Below are 24,583 nucleotides of genomic sequence, written 5' to 3' on the forward strand. Positions count from 1 at the left end.
TGCCCGCTTGCGCGGTGCACCCGCCGTGGCGCCTGCGGCGGGCCGGGTGGTTGTCGGGTGCGGTGACGGACCTCCGGGGCCGGTGTGTGGGACTGCTTCGCTTTACGTCCCACACACCGGCCCCTCCGGCCCGTCCCCTCCCGTTGGGGAGAAGGTGAACGTGGGTGGGGGCTGGCGTCCGTGGGACGTTTCTCTCCTGCTGCGCGAGGAGCGGTGGACCACCGGCGTGCACTCCCACCAGGGTTTTTCCACCCTCCAACGGGAGGGGACGGGCCGGAGCGGGTGGGGTGCCGGACGTAAAGCGAAGCAGTCCGGCACCCCACCCGCGGAGGTCCGTCACCGCACCCCGACAGCCCCGCGCAGCGGCACCGCCCGCCGCAGGCGCCACGGTGGGACAGCCGAAGACGCGGGCAGAACGCAAAGCGCAGCGAAACGGCGGGGCAGCCAAACACGTGGGAATCCCACGCGCGACAGCCGCGTAAGGTGACGCGGTGTGACCACGTTCATTTGGATCGCCGCCGCGATCGTCCTCATTGGCATCTACCTCAGCTGGACGGCTGGGCGGCTCGATCGGCTGCATGCGCGGATTGACGCGGCCAGGGCGGCCCTGGACGCGCAGCTGTTGCGGCGGGCTTCCGTTGCGCAGGAGGTGGGTACGTCGGGGGTTCTCGACCCGGCCGCCTCGATCGTGCTCTATCAGGCCGCGCATGAGGCCCGGCAGGCTGAGGAGGACCATCGGGAGGTCGCGGAGAGTGAGCTGAGCCAGGCGTTGCGGGCGATTTTCGCGGAGGAGGCGCAGCTGGAGGCCCTGCGGGAGGCGCCCGGTGGGGAGCAGTCGGTCAGTGAGCTCACCGCCGCGGTGCGCCGTGTCCCGATGGCCCGCCGGTTCCACAACGACGCCGTACGGGCGGCGCGCGCGGTCCGCCGCCACCGGGTGGTGCGCTATTTGCGGCTGGCCGGGCATGCGCCGTTTCCGCTGGCCTTCGAGATGGATGACGAGCCGCCGGCCGTGCTGGACGACCGGTCGGCCGGGAACTGAGCCGGGCGGCGGGTGCCGGTGGCGGGGGCCGCAGACGGCGACTCCCGGCGGTGACGAGCCACTGACCTGTAATTGGCCCTTTTCCCGGGCCACTCACCAACGGTTGTGTGGGCGCATCAGTACAGCCACCCGCACTGAGTGAGGTCAACCGTGTCCAGCACGCCCACCACGCCCCAGCACCCCGAGACCGGAACCGCGCGCGTCAAGCGCGGTATGGCCGAGCAGCTCAAGGGCGGCGTGATCATGGACGTCGTCACGCCGGAAGAGGCGAAGATCGCCGAGGACGCGGGCGCCGTCGCCGTCATGGCCCTGGAGCGGGTCCCCGCCGATATCCGCAAGGACGGCGGCGTGGCCCGGATGTCGGACCCCGACATGATCGACGGCATCATCAACGCCGTCTCCATCCCGGTCATGGCGAAGTCCCGGATCGGCCACTTCGTCGAGGCGCAGGTGCTGCAGTCGCTCGGCGTCGACTACATCGACGAGTCCGAGGTCCTCACCCCGGCCGATGAGGTCAACCACTCCGACAAGTGGGCCTTCACCACCCCGTTTGTGTGTGGTGCCACCAACCTGGGCGAGGCGCTGCGCCGGATCACCGAGGGCGCGGCCATGATCCGCTCGAAGGGCGAGGCCGGCACCGGCAACGTCGTCGAGGCGGTGCGCCACATGCGTCAGATCAAGGGTGAGATCGCCCGGCTGCGCGGCTACGACAACAACGAGCTGTTCGCCGCCGCCAAGGAGCTGCGCGCCCCGTACGAGCTGGTCAAGGAGGTCGCCGAGCTCGGCAAGCTGCCGGTCGTGCTGTTCTCCGCCGGTGGTGTCGCCACCCCGGCCGACGCCGCGCTGATGCGTCAGCTCGGTGCCGAGGGTGTGTTCGTCGGCTCCGGAATCTTCAAGTCCGGTGACCCGGCCAAGCGCGCCGCCGCGATCGTGAAGGCCACCACCTTCTACGACGACCCGAAGGTCATCGCGGACGTCTCCCGCAACCTGGGCGAGGCCATGGTCGGCATCAACTGCGACACCCTCCCCGAGGCTGAGCGCTACGCCAACCGCGGCTGGTAGGACGGCAGATGAGCACCCCCACCATCGGTGTGCTGGCCCTCCAGGGCGACGTCCGTGAGCACCTCACCGTGCTCGCCGAGGCGGACGCCCTGGCCCGGCCGGTGCGTCGCCCCGAGGAGCTGGACGGGATCGACGGTCTGGTCATCCCGGGCGGCGAGTCCACCACGATGTCCAAGCTGGCCGTCACCTTCGGCATGCTGGAGCCGTTGCGGGCGTTCGTCCGCGCGGGCAAGCCGGTCTACGGCACCTGCGCGGGCATGATCATGGTCGCCGACAAGCTGCTGGACGCCCGGGAGGACCAGGAGACGTTCGGCGGCGTCGACATGATCGTGCGCCGTAACGCCTTCGGGCGGCAGAACGAGTCGTTCGAGGCGGCCATCGACGTCGCCGGGATCCCCGGCGGACCGGTCGAGGGCGTCTTCATCCGGGCGCCCTGGGTCGAGTCGGTCGGCGGCGCGGTCGAGGTCCTGGCGACGTATGACGGGCACACCGTGGCCGTGCGGCAGGGTAACGTCCTCGCCACGTCTTTCCACCCGGAACTCACCGGCGACCACCGGGTCCACGCCCTGTTCGTGGACATGGTGCGGCGGGCCCGGGACTGATCCGGAGGGCGGGCCCCGGAGCTCCCTCCGGGGTCGTCGCCGGGTGACGGGCGGGAGTGACACCGCGTGACCTCGCCCCGGTAGGATCTGAGGCGTTCGTTTCAGACGTTGGTTACGCGAAGGAGACAGGCGGATGTCCGGCCACTCTAAATGGGCTACGACGAAGCACAAGAAGGCCGTGATCGATGCCAAGCGCGGCAAGCTCTTCGCGAAGCTGATCAAGAACATCGAGGTCGCGGCCCGTACGGGCGGCGCCGACCCGGACGGCAACCCCACGCTCTTCGACGCCATTCAGAAGGCCAAGAAGAGCTCGGTGCCCAACAAGAACATCGACTCCGCGGTCAAGCGCGGTGCGGGTCTTGAGGCCGGCGGAGCCGACTACGAGACCATCATGTACGAGGGGTACGGCCCCAACGGTGTCGCGGTGCTCATCGAGTGCCTCACCGACAACCGCAACCGCGCCGCCTCGGACGTCCGCGTCGCCATGACCCGCAACGGCGGTTCGATGGCCGACCCGGGTTCGGTGTCGTACCTGTTCAACCGCAAGGGCGTGGTGATCGTCCCCAAGGGTGAACTGTCCGAGGACGACGTCCTGGGCGCGGTCCTGGACGCCGGCGCCGAAGAGGTCAACGACCTCGGCGAGTCCTTCGAGGTGCTCAGCGAGGCCACCGACCTGGTCGCGGTCCGTTCGGCCCTCCAGGAGTCCGGTATCGACTACGACTCCGCCGACGCCAACTTCGTCCCGACCATGCAGGTCGAGCTGGAGGAAGAGGGCGCGCGCAAGATCTTCAAGCTGATCGACGCGCTGGAGGACAGCGACGACGTGCAGAACGTCTTCGCCAACTTCGATGTCTCGGACGATGTGATGGCCAAGGTCGACGCCTGAGCGGCGCGGCACACTCGGTCGACTGACGGGCCGGCGGGGACACACCCCGCCGGCCCGTCGGTTTGTCAGTGGCAGCCATTACTGTGCTGATCAGGGGGCATGCGCTTCCGAGGCAGGCACAGCTGACCGATACGGCGAGGGGCGGGGACCGATGAAGGTGCTGGGGGTGGACCCGGGGCTGACGCGCTGCGGGGTCGGGGTGGTCGACGGGGTCGCGGGGCGTCCGCTGACGATGGTCGGCGTCGGCGTCGTCCGTACGCCCGCGGACGCCGATATCGCCCAGCGCCTGGTCGAGATCGAGCGCGGGATAGACGCCTGGCTCGACGAGCACCGCCCCGAGTACGTCGCCGTGGAGCGGGTCTTCAGCCAGCACAACGTCCGTACGGTCATGGGCACCGCCCAGGCCAGCGCGGTCGCCATGCTGTGCGCGGCCCGTCGTGGGCTGCCGGTCGCGCTGCACACCCCCAGTGAGGTCAAGGCCGCCGTCACGGGATCGGGACGGGCCGACAAGGCCCAGATCGGGGCGATGGTGACCCGTCTGCTGCGGCTCGACGCGCCACCGAAACCAGCCGACGCCGCCGATGCCCTCGCCCTCGCCATCTGCCACATCTGGCGCGCCCCCGCGGTCAACCGCCTCCAGCAGGCGCATGCCGCGGCCCGCCGCGCCGCTCCCGTTCGCACCCCCGGCGTCCGCCGGGCGACACCCCAGAAGGGCACCCGATGATCGCCTTCGTCTCCGGGCCGGTCGCGGCCCTCGCCCCGGACTCCGCCGTCGTCGAGGTCGGCGGTATCGGCATGGCCGTCCAGTGCACCCCGGACACCCTCTCCGGGCTGCGCATCGGCCAGCAGGCCAAGCTCGCCACCTCCCTCGTCGTCCGCGAGGACTCGCTCACCCTCTACGGCTTCGCCGACGACGACGAGCGGCAGACCTTCGAGCTGCTGCAGACCGCCAGCGGTGTCGGGCCCCGGCTCGCCCAGGCGATGCTCGCGGTGCACTCCCCGGACGCGCTGCGGCTGGCCGTCGCCACCGGTGACGAGAAGGCGCTCACGGCCGTGCCAGGCATCGGCAAGAAGGGCGCGCAGAAGCTGCTCCTGGAGTTCAAGGACCGGCTGGGGGAGCCGGTGGGCAGCGGCCGTGCGGGCGTCGGCAGCGCCGTCACGGCCGGCTGGCGCGACCAGCTGCACGCCGCCCTGATCGGCCTCGGCTATGCCACCCGCGAGGCGGACGAGGCGGTCGCCGCGGTCACCCCGCAGGCCGAGGCCGCGGTCGCCAAGGGCGGCGCGCCCCAGGTGCCGCAGCTGCTGAAGGCCGCCCTGCAGACCCTGAACCGCGCCCGATGACCGCCGCTCCCCGGGCCGCGCGCCCCCGACCGTTCGACCACGCAGGCGGCCCGGCCGCCCCGACCCCGCGAGGCAATCCGCAGTGAACTGGGACGACACCGCACCACCCACCAGCGAGGACAGCGCCGCGGGCGCGCCCGACCGGCTGGTCGGGGCCGACGCGGACGGTGAGGACACCGCCGTCGAGGCCGCGCTGCGGCCCAAGGACCTGGAGGAATTCGTCGGCCAGGAGCGGGTGCGCGAACAGCTCGACCTGGTCCTGCGCGCCGCCCGCGCCCGCGGCGCCACCGCCGACCACGTCCTGCTGTCCGGCGCGCCGGGCCTCGGCAAGACGACCCTCTCGATGATCATCGCCGCTGAGATGGGCGCCCCGATCCGCATCACCTCCGGCCCGGCCATCCAGCACGCCGGTGACCTCGCCGCGATCCTCTCCTCCCTCCAGGAGGGCGAGGTGCTCTTCCTCGACGAGATCCACCGGATGTCCCGGCCCGCCGAGGAAATGCTCTATATGGCGATGGAGGACTTCCGCGTCGACGTGATCGTCGGCAAGGGCCCGGGAGCCACCGCCATCCCGCTCGAACTCCCCCCGTTCACCCTGGTCGGCGCCACGACCCGGGCCGGTCTGCTGCCGCCGCCGCTGCGCGACCGCTTCGGCTTCACCGCCCATATGGAGTTCTACGCCCCGGCCGAGCTGCAGCGGGTCATCCACCGCTCCGCCGGGCTGCTGGACGTCGAGATAGAAGCGGAGGGCGCCGCCGAGATCGCCGGCCGTTCCCGCGGTACGCCCCGTATCGCCAACCGTCTGCTGCGCCGGGTCCGCGACTACGCCCAGGTGAAGGCCGACGGCGTGATCACCCGCGAGATCGCCTCCCAGGCCCTCGGGGTCTACGAGGTCGACGCCCGCGGCCTGGACCGCCTCGACCGCGCCGTGCTCACGGCCCTGCTCAAGCTGTTCGGCGGCGGCCCGGTGGGCCTGTCCACCCTCGCGGTCGCGGTGGGGGAGGAGCGCGAGACGGTCGAGGAGGTCGCCGAGCCGTTCCTCGTACGGGAAGGACTGCTGGCCAGGACCCCCAGGGGCCGGATCGCGACCCCGGCGGCCTGGGACCACCTGGGGCTCGTCCCGCCGCAGCAGCGGGCGGGCGCCGGCGGACAGCAGGGCTTGTTCGGAGCGTGACGGCGCGGGCACTCGCCCGGTCAGGAACTGCGGTGGGATGCTGTGCGTTGTTCCACTGGTGGGGACTCGCCTAGACTCCGCCGATGCCGTTCGTACGGACGGCATACCCACCCCCGTATATGAGATCGCGCATCCGCGGTCGTGCGAAGGAATTTCCGTCCCGTGAACATCGTGACTCTCCTCCCCTTCATCGTCCTCATCGGGGCCATGTTCCTGATGACGCGCTCCGCCAAGAAGAAGCAGCAGGCGGCCGCGCAGATGCGCGACGAAATGCAGGCCGGCACCGGCGTCCGGACCATCGGCGGCATGTACGCCACCGTCAAGGAAATCCACGAGGAGACCGTCCTCCTGGAGGTCGCCCCCGGCGTGCACGCCATTTACGCCAAGAACGCCATCGGCGCCGTGCTCGCGGATGAGGAGTACAACCGCATCCTGGACGGTGCCGACCCGATCCACGGTGACGAGCCGGTCGTCCCGGACGACGCCTCCTCGCTGACCGGCGACGCCGCCGAGGCCGGGAAGGGCGACAAGATCGACCTGGGCAAGACCGCCGCCCCGGCCGATGCCGAGCCCGCCGCGGACGAGGCCAAGGACGCCGAGCCCGCCGACAAGGCCAAGGACACCGTCAAGGCGGACGCCGACGCCGCGAAGGACGACAAGAAGTCCGGCGACGACGCGAAGTAGTCCACCCCACGGAACCGCAGAGCACGCGTGGTGTGTCGTGCACCGCGGTTCCGGGACGGTCTAGGCTCCGGCGGGGGCAGGTCCCCACAAGACTTCGTGGCCTCTCGGCCGGCATCCCGGGCCGAGGGGTTGGACAGGGAGATACGAGAAGGTGGCAGCACCGAAGAAGGGCCGCAGGGCGCCCGCGAGCCAGGGGCATCCGGGCCGCACCCTGCTCCTGGTCCTCATCGCCATGGCGGGGCTGATCGGAGGGATGTTCTACTCCGGCACGATGACGCCGCGACTGGGCATCGACCTGGCCGGCGGCACCAGCTTCACGCTGGCGGCCCAGAACCAGCCGGGCAAGCCCAACGCGATCAACGAGACCAACATGAATACCGCCGCCGGCATCATGGAGCGGCGGGTCAACGGTCTGGGTGTGTCCGAGGCCGAGGTCCAGACACAGGGCACCGACCACATCATCGTGAACATCCCCAAGGGGACGGACGCGAAGCAGGCCCGCCAGCAGGTCGGCACCACCGCCAAGCTCGGGTTCCGTCCGGTGCTCACCACCACGGCGGGCACCAAGACCCCCGAGCCCAAGCCCAACCCCTCCAAGGGCGGCGCGAACGGCAAGGGCAAGGGCGACAAGGCCGCGGGTGACCCGGCCAAGGACCAGCCGGGCACTCAGCAGAACGCCTCGTCCTCGCAGTCGCCGAACGCCAAGCCGACCACGCAGGGCCGTGCGGTGACGGACGCACTGAAGAAGGCACCGTCCGCCAAGCCCACCCCTTCCGGCCCGGCCAAGCCCTCCGCACCCCCGGTGCCGCCGACGCCCCCGGGCGCCGCGGAGATTCCGCCGGCCCTCCAGAAGCAGCTCAACGCACTGGACTGTTCCACGGACCGGAGCCGCTCCACCGCCGGTGAGAAGGCCGCAGGCACCAAGCCGTCCGACCCGGTCGTGGCCTGCAAGGACGACGGTACGCAGAAGTACGCGCTCGGCCCGGTCGGCGTCGAGGGCACGGACGTCAAGGACGCCAAGGCCGTCTTCGACAGCCAGGGCGGCCAGGGCTGGATCGTCCAGATGGACTTCACCTCCGAGGGCGGCAAGAAGTTCGCGGACGTGACCGGCAAGCTCGCCACCAAGACGCCGCCGCAGAACCAGTTCGCGATCGTCCTGGACGGTGCGGTGGTCTCCGACCCGCGCGTCAGCCAGCAGCTCAACGGCGGTAACGCCACGATCTCCGGCGGCTTCACCCAGCAGACCGCCGAGGACCTCGGCAACATGCTGTCGTACGGTTCCCTGCCGCTCTCCTTCAAGATCGACGACGAGACCACGGTCACCGCGGCACTCGGCGGCGAGCAGCTGCACGCCGGTCTGATCGCCGGCGCCATCGGCCTCGCACTGGTCGTGATCTACCTGGTCGCCTACTACCGGGGGCTGGCGCTGGTCGCGCTGGCGAGCCTGTTCGTCTCGGCGATCCTGACGTACACGATCATGACGTTGCTCGGCCCGACCATCGGGTTCGCGCTGAACCTCCCGGCGGTCTGCGGCGCCATCGTGGCCATCGGTATCACCGCCGACTCGTTCATCGTCTACTTCGAACGCATCCGGGACGAGATCCGCGAGGGCCGCACCCTGCGCCCGGCCGTCGAACGCGGCTGGCCGCGGGCCCGCCGGACGATCCTGGTCTCCGACTTCGTGTCGTTCCTGGCCGCCGCGGTGCTGTTCATCGTCACCGTCGGCAAGGTGAAGGGCTTCGCGTTCACGCTCGGCCTGACCACCGTCCTCGACGTCATCGTGGTCTTCTACTTCACCAAGCCCCTGATGACGATGCTCGCCCGGCGGAAGTTCTTCGCCGACGGCCACTCCTGGTCCGGCCTCGATCCCAAGCGCCTGGGCGCCAAGCCGCCGCTGCGCCGTCGTCGCGGCGCCGCCCCCACCCAGACGAAGGAGGCGTGAGATGTCCAAGCTCGGAAACATCGGCGCCCGGCTCTACCGCGGCGAGGTCGGCTACGACTTCATCGGCAAGCGGAAGATCTGGTACGGCATCTCGATCCTCATCACCATCACGGCCATCGTCGGCCTGGCGGTGCGCGGTCTGAACATGGGCATCGAGTTCTCCGGCGGTGCGGTCTTCACCACCCCGGAGACCTCCGTATCCGCCGAGTCGGCCCGGCACCAGGCCGAATCGGCGGCGGGCGGACACCAGGCCATGGTGCAGAAGCTCGGCGGCGGTGCGCTGCGTATCCAGATCAGCGGTCTGGACACCCAGCAGGCGCTGCCGGTCCAGGAAGAGCTCGCCAAGGACCTGAACGTCCCGGTCAAGGACGTCAACACCCAGTTGGTCGGCCCGAGCTGGGGTGAGCAGATCGCCAACAAGGCCTGGCTGGGCCTGGGGATCTTCATGGTCCTCGTGGTGCTCTATCTGGCGATCGCCTTCGAGTGGCGGATGGCGCTCGCCGCCCTGATCGCGCTGATCCACGACCTCACGATCACGGTCGGCGTCTACGCCCTGGTCGGCTTCGAGGTCACCCCCGGCACGGTCATCGGTCTGCTGACCATCCTTGGTTACTCCCTGTACGACACGGTCGTCGTCTTCGACAGCCTCAAGGAAGCGTCCAAGGACATCACCAAGCAGACCCGCTTCACGTACGGCGAGATCGCCAACCGCTCGATCAACAGCACCCTGGTGCGGTCGATCAACACGACGGTCGTGGCGCTGCTCCCGGTCGCCGGTCTGCTCTTCGTCGGTGGCGGTGTGCTGGGCGCGGGCATGCTCAACGACATCTCGCTGGCCCTGTTCGTCGGTCTCGCCGCCGGTGCCTACTCGTCGATCTTCATCGCGACTCCGCTGGTCGCCGATCTGAAGAACCGTGAGCCGCAGATGAAGGCGCTGGCCAAGCGGGTCAAGGCGAAGCGCGCCGCGGCCGCGGCCAAGGACGCGGGCCAGGAGGACACCGAGGAGTCGGCCCCCGCCGCGGCGGACGCCGAGGACGGTGCCGCGGTCGTCGGCCCCCGCCAGCAGCCCGCATCCCGTAACCGCGGACGCGGCCGCCCCTCGGGCAAGCGCCGGTGAGCGCCCCGGCGGAACTGCGTGAGCTCCTGCTCAGCCGGATCACCGACATCCCGGATCACCCGCAGCCGGGTGTGGTGTTCAAGGACATCACCCCGCTGCTGGCCGACCCGGCCGCCTTCGGCGCGCTGACCGAGGCGTTCGCCGAGCTGTGCGGGCGGCACCGGGTGGACAAGATCGTGGGCCTGGAGGCGCGCGGGTTCATACTCGCCGCTCCGGTCGCGGTCCGGGCCGGGGTCGGCTTCGTCCCCGTCCGCAAGGCGGGCAAGCTGCCCGGCACGACGCTCGGCCAGACCTACGAGCTGGAGTACGGCACGGCCGAGATCGAGATCCACACCGACGCACTGGCCCCGGGCGACCGGGTACTGGTGATCGATGACGTCCTCGCCACCGGCGGTACGGCTGACGCCTCGCTGCAGCTGATCCGCCGCGCGGGCGCCGAGGTCGCGGGCCTGGCCGTGCTGCTGGAGCTCGGCTTCCTCGCCGGGCGGCAGCGGCTGGAGCCGGGCCTGAAGGGCGCTCCGCTGGAGGCCCTGATCACGGTCTGAGCCGGTCGCGGGCGACAGCTCCGCAGCGGGGGCATCCGGAAGAATCCGGGTGCCCCCGCTGCTGTGTCATGTACGGACCCATGGCCGCGGGGGAGTCGCGGCCCCCGGGTCGATACCATGGCACCCCGACCCATAAGAGGTCCTGGGGTCCGGAACCGCCTGAGGAGTGCTCTTGCCAGACGAGGCCCAGCCGCTCTCCCCCGGACTGCGTCCGACGGGATCCGACGCCGCGCGCCCGGACGAGCCGAAGCCCAGGGACGTGGCTTCCCCGGACGCTGCCCAGCCAGAGCGGCAGGGCGCGCCCGACGGCACCGCCACGCCCCGGCCGCCGGCCGGCCCCACCTCCGCGTCACCGGCGCCCGCCGAGCGGCCCTCCACGGCGACCGGGCCGGGGCCCGCCGCCTCCTCGTCCCCGCGGGGCTCCGCGCCGTCCCGGGCGCCCAAGCCGCCCGCCAAGGCCGACCAGCCCGCCTCGGCCAAGCCGCTGCCGCCCACCCCCGCCGGCCGCTCCGGCTCGCCCAACCGGGTACGCGCCCGCCTGGCCCGTCTCGGCGTCCAGCGCTCCAGCCCGTACAACCCGGTCCTGGAGCCGCTGCTGCGGGCCGTCCGCGGCAATGACCCCAAGATCGAGACCGCCACGCTGCGCCAGGTCGAGCGGGCCTACCAGGTCGCCGAGCGCTGGCACCGCGGCCAGAAGCGCAAGAGCGGCGACCCGTACATCACCCACCCGCTCGCGGTCACCACCATCCTCGCCGAGCTGGGCATGGACCCGGCCACGCTGATGGCGGGCCTGCTGCACGACACCGTCGAGGACACCGAGTACGGGCTCGACACCCTCCGCCGCGACTTCGGTGACCAGGTCGCGCTGCTGGTCGACGGCGTCACCAAGCTGGACAAGGTCAAGTTCGGTGAGGCCGCGCAGGCCGAGACCGTCCGCAAGATGGTCGTCGCGATGGCCAAGGACCCGCGCGTCCTGGTGATCAAGCTCGCCGACCGGCTGCACAACATGCGCACCATGCGCTACCTCAAGCGGGAGAAGCAGGAGAAGAAGGCCCGCGAGACGCTGGAGATCTACGCTCCGCTCGCCCACCGCCTGGGCATGAACACCATCAAGTGGGAGCTGGAGGATCTGTCCTTCGCGATCCTCTACCCCAAGATGTACGACGAGATCGTGCGGCTGGTCGCCGAACGGGCGCCCAAGCGTGACGAGTATCTGGCCATAGTGACCGACGAGGTCCAGACCGATCTGCGCTCCGCCCGGATCAAGGCCACCGTCACCGGCCGCCCGAAGCACTACTACAGCGTCTACCAGAAGATGATCGTGCGCGGCCGCGACTTCGCCGAGATCTACGACCTGGTGGGCATCCGCGTCCTCGTCGACACCGTCCGCGACTGCTATGCCGCGCTCGGCACCATCCACGCGCGATGGAACCCGGTCCCCGGCCGGTTCAAGGACTACATCGCGATGCCGAAGTTCAACATGTACCAGTCGCTGCACACGACCGTGATCGGCCCCAGCGGCAAGCCCGTTGAGCTCCAGATCCGTACGTTCGACATGCACCGCCGCGCCGAGTACGGCATCGCCGCGCACTGGAAGTACAAGCAGGAAGCGGTCGCCGGCGCCTCCAAGATCCGTACGGACATCCCCAAGAACGCCGGCAAGGGCCAGGACACCGTCAACGACATGGCCTGGCTGCGGCAATTGCTGGACTGGCAGAAGGAGACCGAGGACCCCGGCGAGTTCCTGGAGTCGCTGCGCTTCGACCTGTCCCGCAACGAGGTCTTCGTCTTCACGCCGAAGGGCGATGTCATAGCGCTGCCGGCCGGTGCCACCCCCGTCGACTTCGCGTACGCGGTGCACACCGAGGTCGGCCACCGCACGATAGGGGCGCGGGTCAACGGCCGCCTGGTCCCGCTCGAATCGACCCTGGACAACGGCGACTTGGTGGAGGTCTTCACCTCCAAGGCGACCGGTGCCGGGCCGTCGCGCGACTGGCTCGGCTTCGTCAAGTCCCCGCGTGCCCGCAACAAGATCCGCGGCTGGTTCTCCAAGGAGCGCCGGGACGAGGCCATCGAGCAGGGCAAGGACGCCATCGCGCGCGCCATGCGCAAGCAGAACCTGCCGATCCAGCGGATTCTGACCGGCGACTCCCTGGTCACCCTCGCGCACGAGATGCGCTACCCCGACATCTCCTCGCTGTACGCAGCGATCGGCGAGGGCCATGTCGCCGCGCAGGGCGTCGTCCAGAAGCTGGTGCAGGCACTCGGCGGCCAGGACGAGGCCACCGAGGACATCGCCGAGTCCACCCCGATCCGGCCGCGCTCCAAGCGCCGTTCCAGCGCGGACCCGGGTGTGGTCGTCAAGGGCGTCGACGATGTGTGGGTCAAGCTGGCCCGCTGCTGTACGCCGGTGCCGGGCGACCCGATCATCGGCTTCGTCACCCGCGGCAACGGCGTCTCGGTGCACCGCGCCGACTGCGTCAACGTCGACTCGCTGTCCCGGCAGCCCGAGCGGATACTCGACGTCGAGTGGGCGCCCACCCAGTCCTCGGTCTTCCTGGTCGCCATCCAGGTCGAGGCCCTGGACCGCTCCCGGCTCCTCTCGGACGTCACCCGGATCCTGTCCGACCAGCACGTCAACATCCTCTCCGCGGCCGTCCAGACCTCCCGCGACCGCGTCGCCACCTCCCGCTTCACCTTCGAGATGGGCGACCCCAAGCATCTGGGGCACGTCCTGAAGGCCGTACGGAGCGTGGAGGGCGTGTACGACGTGTACCGGGTGACGTCGGCCCGCAGGCCGTAACCACGCACGGAAGGGGGCCCCGGTACGTAAGTACCGGGGCCCCCTTCCATATCAGGCACCTCAGCCATCAATTGACGAACCCCAACGGCGATCAACCACTACCGCGAGAGCGGCGGCGGTTTAGCCGCAAAGTCAGCCGCCGAACTCCTCCAGGCCCTTCAGCGCCTGGTCCAGCAGTGCCTTGCGGCCCTCCAGCTCACGGCCGAGCTTGTCGGCCTTGGCGTCGTTGCCGGCCGCCCGCGCCGTGTCGATCTGCTTCTCCAGCTTGTCGACCGCGTCCTGGAGCTGGCCGGTCAGCCCCGCGGCGCGGGCCCGCGCCTCAGGGTTCGTCCGGCGCCACTCGCTCTCCTCGGCCTCCTGGATGGCCCGCTCGACGGCGTGCATCCGGCCCTCGATCTTCGGGCGGGCGTCCCGCGGCACATGGCCGATGGCCTCCCACCGCTCATTGATCGAGCGGAACGCCGCCCGCGCCGCCTTCAGATCCGAGACGGGCAGCAGCTTCTCGGCCTCGACGACCAGCTCCTCCTTGCGGGTCAGATTCTCCCGCTGCTCGGCATCGCGCTCCGCGAAGACCTCACCGCGCGCCTGGAAGAAGACGTCCTGGGCGCCGCGGAAACGGTTCCACAGATCGTCCTCGTGCTCGCGCTGGGCCCGTCCGGCCGCCTTCCAGTCCGCCATCAGCTCGCGGTAGCGGGCCGCGGTGGCCCCCCAGTCCGTCGAGTTCGACAGCGCCTCGGCCTCGGCGACCAGCTTCTCCTTCGCCTTACGGGACTCCTCGCGCTGCGCGTCCAGCGACGCGAAGTGCGCCTTGCGCCGCTTGGAGAACGCCGACCGGGCATGCGAGAAGCGGTGCCAGAGTTCGTCGTCCGCCTTGCGGTCGAGCCGCGGCAGGCCCTTCCAGGTGTCGACCAGCGCGCGCAGCCGTTCACCGGCCGCCCGCCACTGCTCACTGGCGGCCAGCTCCTCGGCCTCGGCGACCAGCTTCTCCTTGGCCTGCCGTGCCTCGTTGCTCTGCCGTGCCTTCTGGGCCTTGCGCTCCTCGCGACGCGATTCGACGGCCTCGACGAGCTTGTCGAGCCGCTTGCGCAGCGCGTCCAGATCGCCCACCGCATGGTGTTCGTCGACCTGGGTGCGCAGATGATCGATCGCGGTCGTGGCGTCCTTCGCCGACAGGTCGGTGGTCTTGACCCGGCGTTCGAGGAGGCCGATCTCGACGACCAGGCCCTCATACTTGCGCTCGAAGTAGGCGAGGGCCTCCTCGGGAGTTCCCGCCTGCCACGATCCGACGACCTGCTCGCCATCGGCGGTACGCACGTACACGGTCCCCGTCTCGTCGACGCGGCCCCATGGGTCGCTGCTCACAGCGCCTCCTCCACATGATGCCGACGAGGGCGTGCGGCCCCCCGGCATCGTCCACAGTTTCTGTCCGGCAGGGCCGCGCCCTGACCGGTCCGACGGGCTGAATTGCGGGTGAGGGTGGCAGCCGTCGGAGCAGGCACCCTACCCAACGCCAATCTAGGCGACCGGCGGTCGGCTGTCCGCATCCAGCACCACCGAAATTCCACGGGTTCGCAGCGGGAGCGCCGCGGCCCGCCACCGGTCGCCCGGCAGGTCAGGACTTTTTGACGGTTGCCTTGTCGATCACGACGGTGGCGTTCGGCGCGGTGTTCCCGGTCTGCGGGTCGGGCCTCGAACCGGCCTTGGCGATCTTCTTCAGCACGTCCATACCGCCGGTGACGGTGCCGAACGGTGTGTAGTTCGGGGGCAGCTTGCTGTCCTGGTAGACGAGGAAGAACTGGCTGCCGCCGGTGTTGCGGGTCTTCTCGCTCTGGCCGTCGTAGCGGTTGGCCATCGCGACCGTGCCCGCCGGGTAGACACCGCCCTTGAGCCGGGGGTCCTTGAGGTTCTCGTCCGGGATGGTGTAGCCGGGGGTGCCCTGGCCGGTGCCCTTCGGGTCGCCGCACTGCAGGACGTGGAGGCCCTCATCGACCAGGCGGTGGCACTTGCTGTGGTCGAAGTAGCCCTGGCCGGCCAGGAAGGCGAAGGAGTTGACCGTATGCGGCGCCTTGCCGGCGTCCAGCTTCAGCTCGATCGCGCCGCAGGTCGTCGCCAGCTTCGCGGCGTAGGAGGCCGAGGTGTCGAGGGACATCGCCGGCTCCTTCTTCCAGGTCTTGGTGGAGGGCGCCCCCTCGGCGGGTCGGTTGCACGGGTCCGGCGCCTTGGAGGGGGACGGGGCCGCCGCCCGGTCGGCGCCCTGGTCGTCGCCGGTCAGGCCGGTACTGGCATACGCGGTGACGCCGGCGGCCAGCGCGACGGCCAGGGCGGACGCGAGGACCACATTGCGGCGTTTGGTCTTCCGCTGCGCCGCCGACCGCCGTTGCAGCTGGCGCTCGTACTTCTCCCTGGCGAGCTGCCGCCGCCGCTGATCTCTGCTGACCACCGGTCGTCTCCTTCGTCCGATCACCGATCGCTGTCGCCGCCGTGGCCGTACCGTATACGGGTTCGCTCTGCCGGGAGTCCCGCCGGTAGGCTCTGGAGCTGCCGAAATGTTCCGGGAGCGGTCCCGCGGACCGACCCCCACCACCGACCTTTAAGGACGAACGTGCTGATTGCCGGGTTCCCCGCCGGGGCCTGGGGCACCAATTGCTACTTGGTCGCCCCCGCCGCCGGCGAGGAGTGCGTCATCATCGACCCGGGCCACCAGGCGGCCCAAGGCGTCGAGGACGCGGTCGCAAAGCATCGGCTCAAGCCCGTCGCGGTCGTTCTCACCCATGGCCACATCGACCATGTCGCCTCCGTGGTCCCGGTGTGCGGCGCGCATGACGTCCCGGCCTGGATCCACCCCGAGGACCGCTTCATGATGAGCAACCCGGAGAAGGCCCTGGGCCGCTCCATCGGTCAGCAGCTCATGGGCGAACTCACCGTGGGGGAGCCGGACGACGTCAAGGAGCTGAGCGACGGTGCCGCCCTGGAACTCGCCGGGATGGAGTTCTCCGTCGCGCACGCACCGGGCCATACCAAGGGGTCGGTGACGTTCAGGATGCCCGAGCAGGCCGACATTCCGCCGGTCTTCTTCTCTGGCGACCTGCTCTTCGCCGGCTCCATCGGACGCACCGATCTGCCGGGCGGCGACCACGCCGAGATCCTGCAGTCGCTGGCGCGTGTGTGCCTGCCGCTGGAGGACTCGACCGTCGTCCTGTCCGGCCACGGCCCCCAGACCACCATCGGCCGCGAGCGCGCCACCAACCCCTTCCTGCGGGAAGTGGCCGCCGGCCTCGGAGAAGGCTTCAGTGCCCCTCCGCGACGAGGAATGTGACGAGAGCTTCCGTGAGCACCTTCAAGGCCCCCAAGGGCACGTACGACCTGATTCCGCCGCAGTCCGCCACCTATCTAGCGGTGCGCGAGGCGATCGCCGCGCCGCTGAAGAACTCCGGGTACGGCTACATCGAGACGCCCGGCTTCGAGAACGTCGAGCTGTTCGCGCGCGGGGTCGGTGAGTCCACCGACATCGTGACCAAGGAGATGTACGCCTTCGAGACCAAGGGCGGCGACCAGCTGGCGCTGCGCCCCGAGGGCACCGCGTCCGTACTGCGCGCCGCACTGGAGGCCAACCTCCACAAGGCGGGCAACCTCCCCGTCAAGCTCTGGTACTCGGGCTCGTACTACCGCTACGAGCGTCCGCAGAAGGGCCGTTACCGCCACTTCTCCCAGGTGGGAGCCGAGGCCATCGGCGCCGAAGACCCGGCGCTGGACGCCGAGTTGATCATCCTGGCCGACCAGGCTTACCGCTCGCTCGGCCTGCGGAACTTCCGCATCCTGCTCAACTCCCTGGGCGACAAGGAGTGCCGCCCCGTCTACCGGGCCGCGCTGCAGGACTTCCTGCGGGGGCTCGACCTGGACGAGGACACCCGGCGCCGGGTCGACATCAACCCGCTGCGCGTCCTGGACGACAAGCGCGAGGCCGTACAGAAGCAGCTCGACGGGGCGCCCAAGCTCCGCGACTACCTCTGCGAGGCCTGCAAGGCGTACCACGAGCAGGTGCGTGAGCTGCTGACCGCGGCCGGGGTGGCCTTTGAGGACGATGAGAAGCTGGTCCGCGGCCTGGACTACTACACCCGCACCACCTTCGAGTTCGTCCACGACGGTCTCGGCTCGCAGTCCGCGGTGGGCGGCGGCGGCCGCTACGACGGCCTCTCCGAGATGATCGGCGGCCCCGCGCTGCCGTCCGTCGGCTGGGCGCTGGGCGTCGACCGCACGGTGCTGGCACTGGAGGCGGAGGGCGTCACGCTCGACATCCCCGCCGCCACGGCCGTCTACGCCGTCCCGCTTGGCGAGGAGGCCCGCCGGGCGCTGTTCGGAGTGGTCACCGAGCTGCGGCGGGCCGGTGTCGCCACCGACTTCGCGTTCGGCGGCAAGGGCCTGAAGAACGCCATGAAGTCCGCCAACCGCTCCGGCGCGCGGCTGGCGCTGGTGGCGGGTGAGCGGGACCTCGCCGAGGGCGTCGTCCAGCTCAAGGACCTGGAGAACGGTGAGCAGACCGCGGTCGCGCTGGACACCGTGGCCGAGGAGGTCCGGCGCGCGCTGGGCTGAGACGGCACGGCGCGGCCCCGGCGTCAACGCCGGGGCCGCCGCCGTCATCCCGGCGAAGGGATTCCGGCACGGCCGCGGCGGCGGCGCCGGGCCGCCGGGCGATCCACCGGCCGGGCGGCCGGAGCGGGCCGGAGCCGGGCGCAGGCTGAGAGAACCCTGTGTGCGGGCGGCTCTTCTTTATGCTCCTCGCACAGTGGGCCATGGTGGAGTTGGGGCAGAATGAACGGCGTGGCCGCGACCGGGCCCGCCTCAGCCTCACTCCCAGGGATCGACGGAACGGCGATATGACGACGACAGCGCTTGACGACGTGTCCACCGACGACGACCGCGCGAGCGGCACGGGCACCATCGGCTCGGGTCGCGGCTACGCCCTGCTCCTGGTGATCACCGGCGCGCTGGGTCTCCTGGCGGCCTGGGTCATCACCCTGGACAAGTTCGAGCTGCTGAAGGACCCGAACTACAAACCGGCCTGCAGCCTGAACCCGATCGTCTCCTGCGGCAATGTCATGCAGAGCAAGCAGGCGGAGGTCTTCGGCTTCCCGAACCCGCTCGCCGGTCTGGTCTGCTTCGGCGTGGTGATCGGGATCGGCATGGCCCTGCTGGCAGGCGGCCGCTTCCGCCGCTGGTACTGGCTCGGGCTGAACATCGGCACGCTGCTCGGCACGGTCTTCTGCATGTGGCTGATGTCCCAGTCGCTGTACGAGATCAACTCGCTGTGTCTGTGGTGCACGCTGACCTGGATGGTCACCATCCTGATGTTCTGGTACACCACCGTGCACAACCTCAAGCACGGCATCATCCCGGCCCCCGCGGGGCTGCGCCGGGCCGTGCTGGAGTTCCACTGGGTCGTGCCGGTGCTCTGGTACGGCGTGATCGCGCTGCTGATCCTCACCAAGTGGTGGTCGTACTGGAGCACGCTGATCTGAGCTCCGCCCGACGCGTTGCCCGCGCCCCGGCCCGTCCCTGACGGCGGCCGGGGCGTTGTCAGTGGGGTGGCTTAGGCTCGTGATCGTGGAGCCCGACCTGTTCACCGCCGCTGCCGAAGACCGCCAGGAGAAGGACCCCGCGGGGTCCCCGCTCGCCGTCCGGATGCGCCCGCGCACCCTCGACGAAGTCGTGGGCCAGCAGCATCTGCTCAAGCCGGGCTCGCCGCTGCGCCGCCTCGTCGGGGAGGGCGGGGGAGGGCCCGCGGGGCCGTCCTCGGTCTTCCTGTGGGGGCCGCCCGGCATCGGCAAGACGACCCTGGCGTATGTCGTCAGCCAGGCGACGAACAAGCGCTTCGTGGAGCTCTCGGCGATCACCGCGGGCGTCAAGGAGGTCCGTGCGGTCATCGACGGCGCCCGGCGCGCCTCGGGCGGCTACGGCAAGGAGACCGTCCTCTTCCTCGACGAGATCCACCGCTTCAGCAAGGCCCAGCAGGATTCCCTGCTGCCCGCTGTGGAGAACCGCTGGGTCACCCTGATCGCCGCGACGACCGAGAATCCGTATTTCTCGGTGATTTCGCCGCTGCTGTCCCGCTCCCTGCTGCTGACCCTCGAACCCCTCACGGACGAGGATCTGCGCGGACTCCTGGGGCGGGCGCTGACCGATGCGCGCGGGCTGGCGGGCGCGGTGACCCTCCCCGAGGACACCGAGGGGCATCTGCTGCGGATCGCGGGCGGCGATGCCCGGCGCGCGCTGACGGCACTGGAGGCCGGTGCCGGTTCCGCGCTGGCCAAGGGCGAGAAGGAGATCACCCTCCAGACCCTGGAGGAGTCCGTCAACCGTGCGGCGGTCAAGTACGACCGGGACGGCGATCAGCACTACGACGTCGCCAGCGCACTGATCAAGTCCATCCGGGGTTCGGACGTCGACGCCGCGCTGCATTATCTGGCGCGCATGATCGAGGCGGGGGAGGACCCGCGGTTCATCGCCCGCCGGCTGATGATCTCGGCGAGCGAGGACATCGGCCTGGCCGATCCGACGGCCCTGCAGACCGCGGTCGCCGCCGCCCAGGCCGTGGCGATGATCGGCTTCCCGGAGGCGCGGATCACGCTGAGCCACGCCACCATCGCGCTCGCCCTGGCGCCGAAGTCGAACGCCGCCTATATGGCCATCGACGCCGCCCTGGCGGACGTACGGGCCGGTCAGGCGGGCGCGGTGCCGCCGCATCTGCGCGACAGCCACTACAAGGGCGCCCAGAAGCTCGGCCACGGCCAGGGCTATCAGTATCCGCACGACCTGCCGGGCGGTATCGCGGCCCAGCAGTACGCGCCGGACGAGGTGCACGGCAAGCGCTACTACGAGCCCACCCGCCATGGTGCGGAGGCGCGCTACGCCGATGTCGTCGAGCGGGTGCGGATACGTCTGCGCGCGGACTCCGGCGAGAGCGCCGCCGACACCCCCTGACCCCTCCGCCGGGCGGCGGCCCCGGACCTACTCGGCCGCCGCCTCGAAGAGGACATGCATCGCCCGCCGCAGGTCCACCACGTCCCGTACGGGCTCGGGGAAGTCGAACCGCGCGTCGAAGGAGTGCTGCTCGTCGTCGGTGAAGCGGACCCGCAGGCCGAAGCGGTCCAGGCCCACCGGCACGGCCCGGCCGCGCAGCCCGCAGACGTCCCTGCGGTCGCCGAGCAGGGCGCACAGCCCGCGCACCTGCTCGCTGTGCGCGGAGTGCAGATGCTGGAGCAGCTCCGCCTCGTGGGCGACCAGCGGATCGGGGACCGCCTCGGCGAAGTCATCCGGCTCGACGGACTCGGTGCCCCACAGATCGTCCACCGCGCCCTCACCGACCTCCAGGCGCAGCATCATCCAGGCGGTCCGCCCGTACAGGCCCGGAGCGGGGTCCGGCTGCAGCGCCTCGCCGATGCCGAGCAGCTCACCCACCGGGTGCCGCTCCGCGAGCAGCAGCGCCGCCTCGGCCCGCTGCTCATTGCGTACGGGGGTGAGCCAGCCGGCCACCCAGGCTCGTCCGCGGATGCGATGAGGCACCGAAACGGGTGCCACATCCGTGATCTCCATCACTGCTGTGAGGTCGTCGTCCTGTGCGTGCGCGGCCGCCCGAGCCGCCGCAGAGTCGCCGGAGACCAGCAACAGCACGTCTCCCCCGGGTGTCACGGTCCGACAGACCGGTGCCGAGAGACCGGTCTCGTCGGGGTCCTCGACACCGGGGATGTTCAAAGACGCCATACCATTGGACTCGACGAGGGTTCGTACGCGCTCAGCGGCTGTGGGCTGCTGGGCGTCTTCCACGGGACGCGGCTGACCCGCCTCGGTGCGGTGTGCACTGGGCAGGGGGATCCCAGGTCGAAACATGCGTTCTCCTCGCGCTAAGGTAAGCCTCACCTAACTTACACGGAGGTCCGTTCCACGTGAACCAGTCGCGTCCCAAGGTCAAGAAGTCCCGCGCGCTCGGCATCGCGCTGACGCCGAAGGCCGTCAAGTACTTCGAGGCCCGTCCCTACCCGCCCGGCGAGCACGGCCGTGGCCGCAAGCAGAGCAGTGACTACAAGGTCCGTCTGCTCGAAAAGCAGCGCCTGCGTGCGCAGTACGACATCAGCGAGCGCCAGATGGCGCGTGCCTACGACCGCGCTCGGAAGGTCGAAGGCAAGACCGGCGAAGCGCTGATCATCGAGCTTGAGCGCCGTCTGGACGCGCTCGTCCTGCGGTCGGGCATCGCCCGCACCATCTACCAGGCCCGCCAGATGGTCGTCCACGGCCACATCTCGGTGAACGACCGCAAGGTCGACAAGCCGTCCTTCCGCGTCCGCCCCGGCGACGTCGTGATGGTCCGCGAGCGCAGCCGCGAGAAGCACCCCTTCCAGGTCGCCCGTGAGGGTGGCTACGACACCGACGGTGAGACCCCGCGCTACCTGGAGGTCAACCTGCCGGCTCTGGCGTTCCGTCTCGACCGGGACCCGAACCGCAAGGAGATCCCGGTGATCTGCGACGAGCAGCTCGTCGTCGAGTACTACGCCCGCTAAGCACCACCGCAGGCACAGCGCTCAGCCCGCCGTCTCCCCGCCGCTCGCGGAGGGGGAGGCGGCGGGCTCGTTCGTGCCCGGCGGCGCGATCCGCACCGCCCGCCGCCGGGCGGGCACCGGATCGCCGGTCCGCAGCCCCCGGGCCACCGCCGCGTCCAGACCGAGCCGCGCGCCCGTACGCAGGGCCCGCCCGTAGTGCTCGGCCCCCAGCCGCTGCTGGGCCTGTTCCTCGCACAGCGCGTGCGGCCGGCGGAAGTGGCGCGAGCCGAACAGCGGCAGCCCCACCGAGGGCCAGATCCGCCCCGCGGCCCCCTGGAGGACTGCCGCCTCCGCCGCGTCCCCCTCGCCGAGCGTCACCATCGCCAGCAGTTCGAGCGCCAGCACCACGCCCAGCACGTCATGGAAGGCGTGATGGACGGCCAGGGACTCCTCCAGCAGGGTCCGGGCCCGCCCGCCGTCGCCGCCCGACCAGGCCGCGTACGCCAGCACGAACTGGGCGTACGCCCGCGTCCAGCGCTCCCCGTGGTCCTCACACACCGCCAGGACGTCCTCGCACAGCCGCACCGCGTCCGCCGGCTCGCCCTGGAAGGCCATCGCCATCGCCAGCTCGACCCGCGCCAGCAGCACGGTGCCGTTGAGCTCGCCGATCTCCCGGTAGCGCCGCAGCGCCCCGCGCAGCAGTTCCTCGGCGCGCGGCAGGTCGTCGCAGACCAGCGCCAGACAGCCGGTGCGGTGCAGCGCATACGCGGCTGCGGTGGCGTTGCCGGTCCGCTCGGCCTCGTCGCGGCACTCCTGGAGCACCCCCAGCGCGCCGATCGTGTCGCCCTGGATCAGCGCGACATAGCCGGCCACCCACAGCGCCTTCAGCCGTGCGTCGTCGTGGTCGCTCTCCAGCTCCAGGGCCCGGTCCAGCCAGTGCCGGCCCTCGGAGAGCCGCCCGCAGCCCACCCAGTAGAACCAGAGGGTGCCCGCCAGGTACTGGCCCAGATGCGTATCGGTGGGGCAGTCCAGGCTCTGCTCCAGCGCCACCCGCAGATTGGGCAGCTCGGCCTCGATCCGGGCCGCGATCTCGGCCTGCCGGGAGCTGAACCAGTCCAGCTCGCACCAGGTGGCCAGCCCGAGATACCAGTCGCGGTGCCGGCGCCGCAGCCGCTCGCCGTCCTGCGTCGCCGCCAGCCAGCCCGCGCCGTAGGCCCGTACGGTGTCCAGCATCCGGTAGCGCACCCCGGCGGCGGTCTCCTCGCGCACCAGCACCGACTGGGCGACCAACTCCGTGATGACATCGAGGAGTTCACCGGCCGGCAGTTCCGGGCCCGAGCAGACGTATTCGACCGCCTCCAGGTCGAACTGCCCGGCGAAGACCGACAGCCGCGCCCACAGCAGCCGCTCCCCGGGCGTACACAGCTCATGGCTCCAGCCGATCGCGGTACGCAGCGTCTGGTGGCGCGGCAGAGCGCCGCGGGCCGTGCCGGTCAGCAGCCGGAAGCGGTCGTCGAGCCGCTGGAGCACCTGGTCCGCGGACAGCGCCCGCAGCCGCCCGGCGGCCAGCTCCAGCGCCAGCGGAATGCCGTCCAGCCGCTCGCAGAGCTCGGTGACCGTGGCCTCGTTGGCCTCCCCGACGGTGAAGGCGCCGAGCACGGCCGCGGCGCGGTCGGCGAACAGGGCGGTCGCGTCGGCGGTGTTCAACGGCGCCAGCGCCACATTCCGCTCACCGGTGAGCCCGAGCGGCCGTCGTCCGGCGGCCAGTACGCGCAGCCCGGGGGCGCGGCGCAGCAGCTCCGCGGTCAGCTCGGCGCAGGCGTCGACCAGGTGCTCGTAGCCGTCCAGGACGAGCAGCAGTTCACGGTCGGCGAGGTGCTCGCGAAGCGCGGTGCGCACCGGGCGGCCGCCGTGGTCGGCGAGCGCCAGCGCCTCGGCGACGGCGTGGTCCAGCAGGTGCGGTTCGCGCAGGGAATCCAGTTCGACCAGCCACACCCCATCGCAGAAGCGATCCTGCAAGATCGCCGCACCGTGCCGGGCGAGCCGTGAGGTGCCGACGCCGCCGAGGCCGGTGAGCGTCACCAGCCGGGCGGATTCCAGCTGCCGTGTCAGCGCGGCCAGTTCGTCGTCGCGGCCGATGAAGCGGGTGAGTTCCGCGGGAAGGTTCCCCGGCCTGCCCGGGGCCCGCAGACGCGCGGGGGACGGGCGGGAGACGGGGCCGGGGCGCGTGAGGCGTCGCATGGCACACGGAGCGTACTCGGCGGGATGCGGACCGTACAATCACGCTGCCGGATTCACCTGGTGGCCGCCCCGCGTGACCGGGAACGGGGTACGGACGGACAGTCACGGCGCGATAAGGTCAAGGTTGCCGTTCGAGCAGGACGAGAACCAGACCAAACCAGTCGGAGAGTGGTGCCAACGTGTCCGGTGGAGAGGTGGCCGGGATCCTCGTGGCCGTCTTCTGGGCGATCCTTGTGTCGTTCCTCGCCCTCGTGCTGGTGAGGCTCGCGCAGACGCTCAAGGCGACCACCAAGATGGTGGCCGACGTGTCCGAGCAGGCCGTGCCCCTCCTCGCCGACGCCTCCGCAACGGTCCGCTCCGCGCACAGCCAGCTGGCCCGCGTCGACGCCATCGCCGCCGACGTCCAGGAGGTCACCGCCAACGCCTCCGCGCTCTCCTCGACCGTCTCCTCCGCCTTCGGCGGCCCGCTGGTCAAGGTGGCGGCGTTCGGCTACGGCGTGCGCCGCGCGATCGGCAAGAAGGGCGAACCGGAGCCGCAGCGCACCGTCGTCCCCGGCCGTATCCTGCCCGGCGCCCGCCGTGGCGGGCGCCGCAACCGTCGCTCCAAGGACTGATC

The 24,583-nt window shown here is 70.8% G+C and carries 22 protein-coding genes; 18 read left to right on the top strand and 4 right to left on the bottom strand.

Annotation, left to right across the window (positions count from 1 at the left end):
• Positions 1 to 493 precede the first annotated feature (493 nt).
• From STRTU_RS29580 to STRTU_RS29635, 12 genes are all read left to right on the top strand, one after another.
• Positions 494 to 1,039, top strand: coding sequence for a LemA family protein (locus STRTU_RS29580; RefSeq protein ID WP_159747861.1), 546 nt, complete (start codon positions 494 to 496; stop codon positions 1,037 to 1,039).
• 150 nt (positions 1,040 to 1,189) lie between these two features.
• Positions 1,190 to 2,101, top strand: a complete 912-nt coding sequence (pdxS, locus tag STRTU_RS29585) for a pyridoxal 5'-phosphate synthase lyase subunit PdxS (RefSeq protein WP_159747863.1) — start codon at positions 1,190 to 1,192, stop codon at positions 2,099 to 2,101.
• Between the two features lie 8 nt (positions 2,102 to 2,109).
• A complete protein-coding gene (pdxT, locus tag STRTU_RS29590) occupies positions 2,110 to 2,703 on the top strand; it encodes a pyridoxal 5'-phosphate synthase glutaminase subunit PdxT (protein WP_159747865.1) in 594 nt (197 codons plus the stop codon).
• A 133-nt stretch (positions 2,704 to 2,836) separates the two neighbouring features.
• The gene (locus tag STRTU_RS29595; RefSeq protein WP_159747867.1) at positions 2,837 to 3,589 is read left to right on the top strand and encodes a YebC/PmpR family DNA-binding transcriptional regulator; all 753 of its coding nucleotides are present in this window, start codon (positions 2,837 to 2,839) and stop codon (positions 3,587 to 3,589) included.
• A 151-nt stretch (positions 3,590 to 3,740) separates the two neighbouring features.
• Positions 3,741 to 4,313 (top strand): crossover junction endodeoxyribonuclease RuvC, encoded by a 573-nt coding sequence (gene ruvC / locus STRTU_RS29600; RefSeq protein WP_159747869.1) that lies wholly within the window; start codon positions 3,741 to 3,743, stop codon positions 4,311 to 4,313.
• A complete protein-coding gene (gene ruvA, locus STRTU_RS29605; RefSeq protein ID WP_159747871.1) occupies positions 4,310 to 4,930 on the top strand; it encodes a Holliday junction branch migration protein RuvA in 621 nt (206 codons plus the stop codon). Before ruvC ends, ruvA begins: the two co-directional genes overlap by 4 nt.
• 82 nt (positions 4,931 to 5,012) lie before the next feature.
• The gene (ruvB, locus tag STRTU_RS29610) at positions 5,013 to 6,104 is read left to right on the top strand and encodes a Holliday junction branch migration DNA helicase RuvB (RefSeq protein ID WP_159747873.1); all 1,092 of its coding nucleotides are present in this window, start codon (positions 5,013 to 5,015) and stop codon (positions 6,102 to 6,104) included.
• 162 nt (positions 6,105 to 6,266) lie between these two features.
• The gene (gene yajC / locus STRTU_RS29615) at positions 6,267 to 6,788 is read left to right on the top strand and encodes a preprotein translocase subunit YajC (protein ID WP_159747875.1); all 522 of its coding nucleotides are present in this window, start codon (positions 6,267 to 6,269) and stop codon (positions 6,786 to 6,788) included.
• 151 nt (positions 6,789 to 6,939) lie between these two features.
• Positions 6,940 to 8,730, top strand: coding sequence for a protein translocase subunit SecD (secD, locus tag STRTU_RS29620; RefSeq protein ID WP_159747877.1), 1,791 nt, complete (start codon positions 6,940 to 6,942; stop codon positions 8,728 to 8,730).
• A gap of 1 nt (position 8,731) precedes the next feature.
• Positions 8,732 to 9,847: a protein translocase subunit SecF gene (gene secF, locus STRTU_RS29625; protein ID WP_159747879.1), complete on the top strand. Its 1,116-nt coding sequence runs from the start codon at positions 8,732 to 8,734 to the stop codon at positions 9,845 to 9,847.
• Positions 9,844 to 10,392, top strand: coding sequence for an adenine phosphoribosyltransferase (locus tag STRTU_RS29630; protein ID WP_159747881.1), 549 nt, complete (start codon positions 9,844 to 9,846; stop codon positions 10,390 to 10,392). The genes secF and STRTU_RS29630 overlap by 4 nt, the downstream gene beginning before the upstream one ends.
• 172 nt (positions 10,393 to 10,564) lie before the next feature.
• Positions 10,565 to 13,195: a RelA/SpoT family protein gene (locus STRTU_RS29635; protein ID WP_159747883.1), complete on the top strand. Its 2,631-nt coding sequence runs from the start codon at positions 10,565 to 10,567 to the stop codon at positions 13,193 to 13,195.
• A 132-nt stretch (positions 13,196 to 13,327) separates the two neighbouring features.
• Here the strand turns inward: STRTU_RS29635 and STRTU_RS29640 are convergent, their stop codons facing one another.
• Together STRTU_RS29640 and STRTU_RS29645 are read right to left on the bottom strand one after the other, a co-directional pair.
• The gene (locus STRTU_RS29640; RefSeq protein WP_159747885.1) at positions 13,328 to 14,557 is read right to left on the bottom strand and encodes a DUF349 domain-containing protein; all 1,230 of its coding nucleotides are present in this window, start codon (positions 14,555 to 14,557) and stop codon (positions 13,328 to 13,330) included.
• 250 nt (positions 14,558 to 14,807) lie between these two features.
• Complete coding sequence (locus STRTU_RS29645) at positions 14,808 to 15,635, bottom strand: peptidylprolyl isomerase (protein WP_159747887.1); 828 nt, start codon at positions 15,633 to 15,635, stop codon at positions 14,808 to 14,810.
• A 162-nt stretch (positions 15,636 to 15,797) separates the two neighbouring features.
• On the opposite strand from STRTU_RS29645, the gene STRTU_RS29650 reads away from it, so the two are divergent.
• From STRTU_RS29650 to STRTU_RS29665, 4 genes are all read left to right on the top strand, one after another.
• The gene (locus STRTU_RS29650; RefSeq protein WP_159747889.1) at positions 15,798 to 16,511 is read left to right on the top strand and encodes an MBL fold metallo-hydrolase; all 714 of its coding nucleotides are present in this window, start codon (positions 15,798 to 15,800) and stop codon (positions 16,509 to 16,511) included.
• Between the two features lie 11 nt (positions 16,512 to 16,522).
• The gene (hisS, locus tag STRTU_RS29655; RefSeq protein ID WP_159747891.1) at positions 16,523 to 17,785 is read left to right on the top strand and encodes a histidine--tRNA ligase; all 1,263 of its coding nucleotides are present in this window, start codon (positions 16,523 to 16,525) and stop codon (positions 17,783 to 17,785) included.
• A gap of 284 nt (positions 17,786 to 18,069) precedes the next feature.
• The gene (locus tag STRTU_RS29660) at positions 18,070 to 18,711 is read left to right on the top strand and encodes a vitamin K epoxide reductase family protein (protein ID WP_159747893.1); all 642 of its coding nucleotides are present in this window, start codon (positions 18,070 to 18,072) and stop codon (positions 18,709 to 18,711) included.
• 85 nt (positions 18,712 to 18,796) lie between these two features.
• Positions 18,797 to 20,173, top strand: a complete 1,377-nt coding sequence (locus STRTU_RS29665) for a replication-associated recombination protein A (RefSeq protein WP_159747895.1) — start codon at positions 18,797 to 18,799, stop codon at positions 20,171 to 20,173.
• Between the two features lie 27 nt (positions 20,174 to 20,200).
• On the opposite strand, the gene STRTU_RS29670 is transcribed toward STRTU_RS29665, so the two are convergent.
• A complete protein-coding gene (locus STRTU_RS29670; RefSeq protein ID WP_159749672.1) occupies positions 20,201 to 20,953 on the bottom strand; it encodes a DUF2470 domain-containing protein in 753 nt (250 codons plus the stop codon).
• Positions 20,954 to 21,135: 182 nt separating this feature from the next.
• Here STRTU_RS29670 and rpsD point away from each other — a divergent pair, with 182 nt between their 5' ends.
• Entirely contained in the window at positions 21,136 to 21,747 is a 612-nt protein-coding gene (gene rpsD / locus STRTU_RS29675; protein WP_030987289.1) for a 30S ribosomal protein S4, read from the top strand.
• 21 nt (positions 21,748 to 21,768) lie between these two features.
• On the opposite strand, the gene STRTU_RS29680 is transcribed toward rpsD, so the two are convergent.
• Positions 21,769 to 23,967 (bottom strand): ATP-binding protein, encoded by a 2,199-nt coding sequence (locus tag STRTU_RS29680; RefSeq protein ID WP_159747897.1) that lies wholly within the window; start codon positions 23,965 to 23,967, stop codon positions 21,769 to 21,771.
• A 179-nt stretch (positions 23,968 to 24,146) separates the two neighbouring features.
• Here STRTU_RS29680 and STRTU_RS29685 point away from each other — a divergent pair, with 179 nt between their 5' ends.
• Complete coding sequence (locus STRTU_RS29685; protein ID WP_174878996.1) at positions 24,147 to 24,581, top strand: DUF948 domain-containing protein; 435 nt, start codon at positions 24,147 to 24,149, stop codon at positions 24,579 to 24,581.
• The last annotated feature ends 2 nt before the right edge of the window (positions 24,582 to 24,583 follow it).

Origin of the sequence: Streptomyces tubercidicus (assembly GCF_027497495.1) — a bacterium.
GTDB classification, from domain to species: domain Bacteria; phylum Actinomycetota; class Actinomycetes; order Streptomycetales; family Streptomycetaceae; genus Streptomyces; species Streptomyces tubercidicus.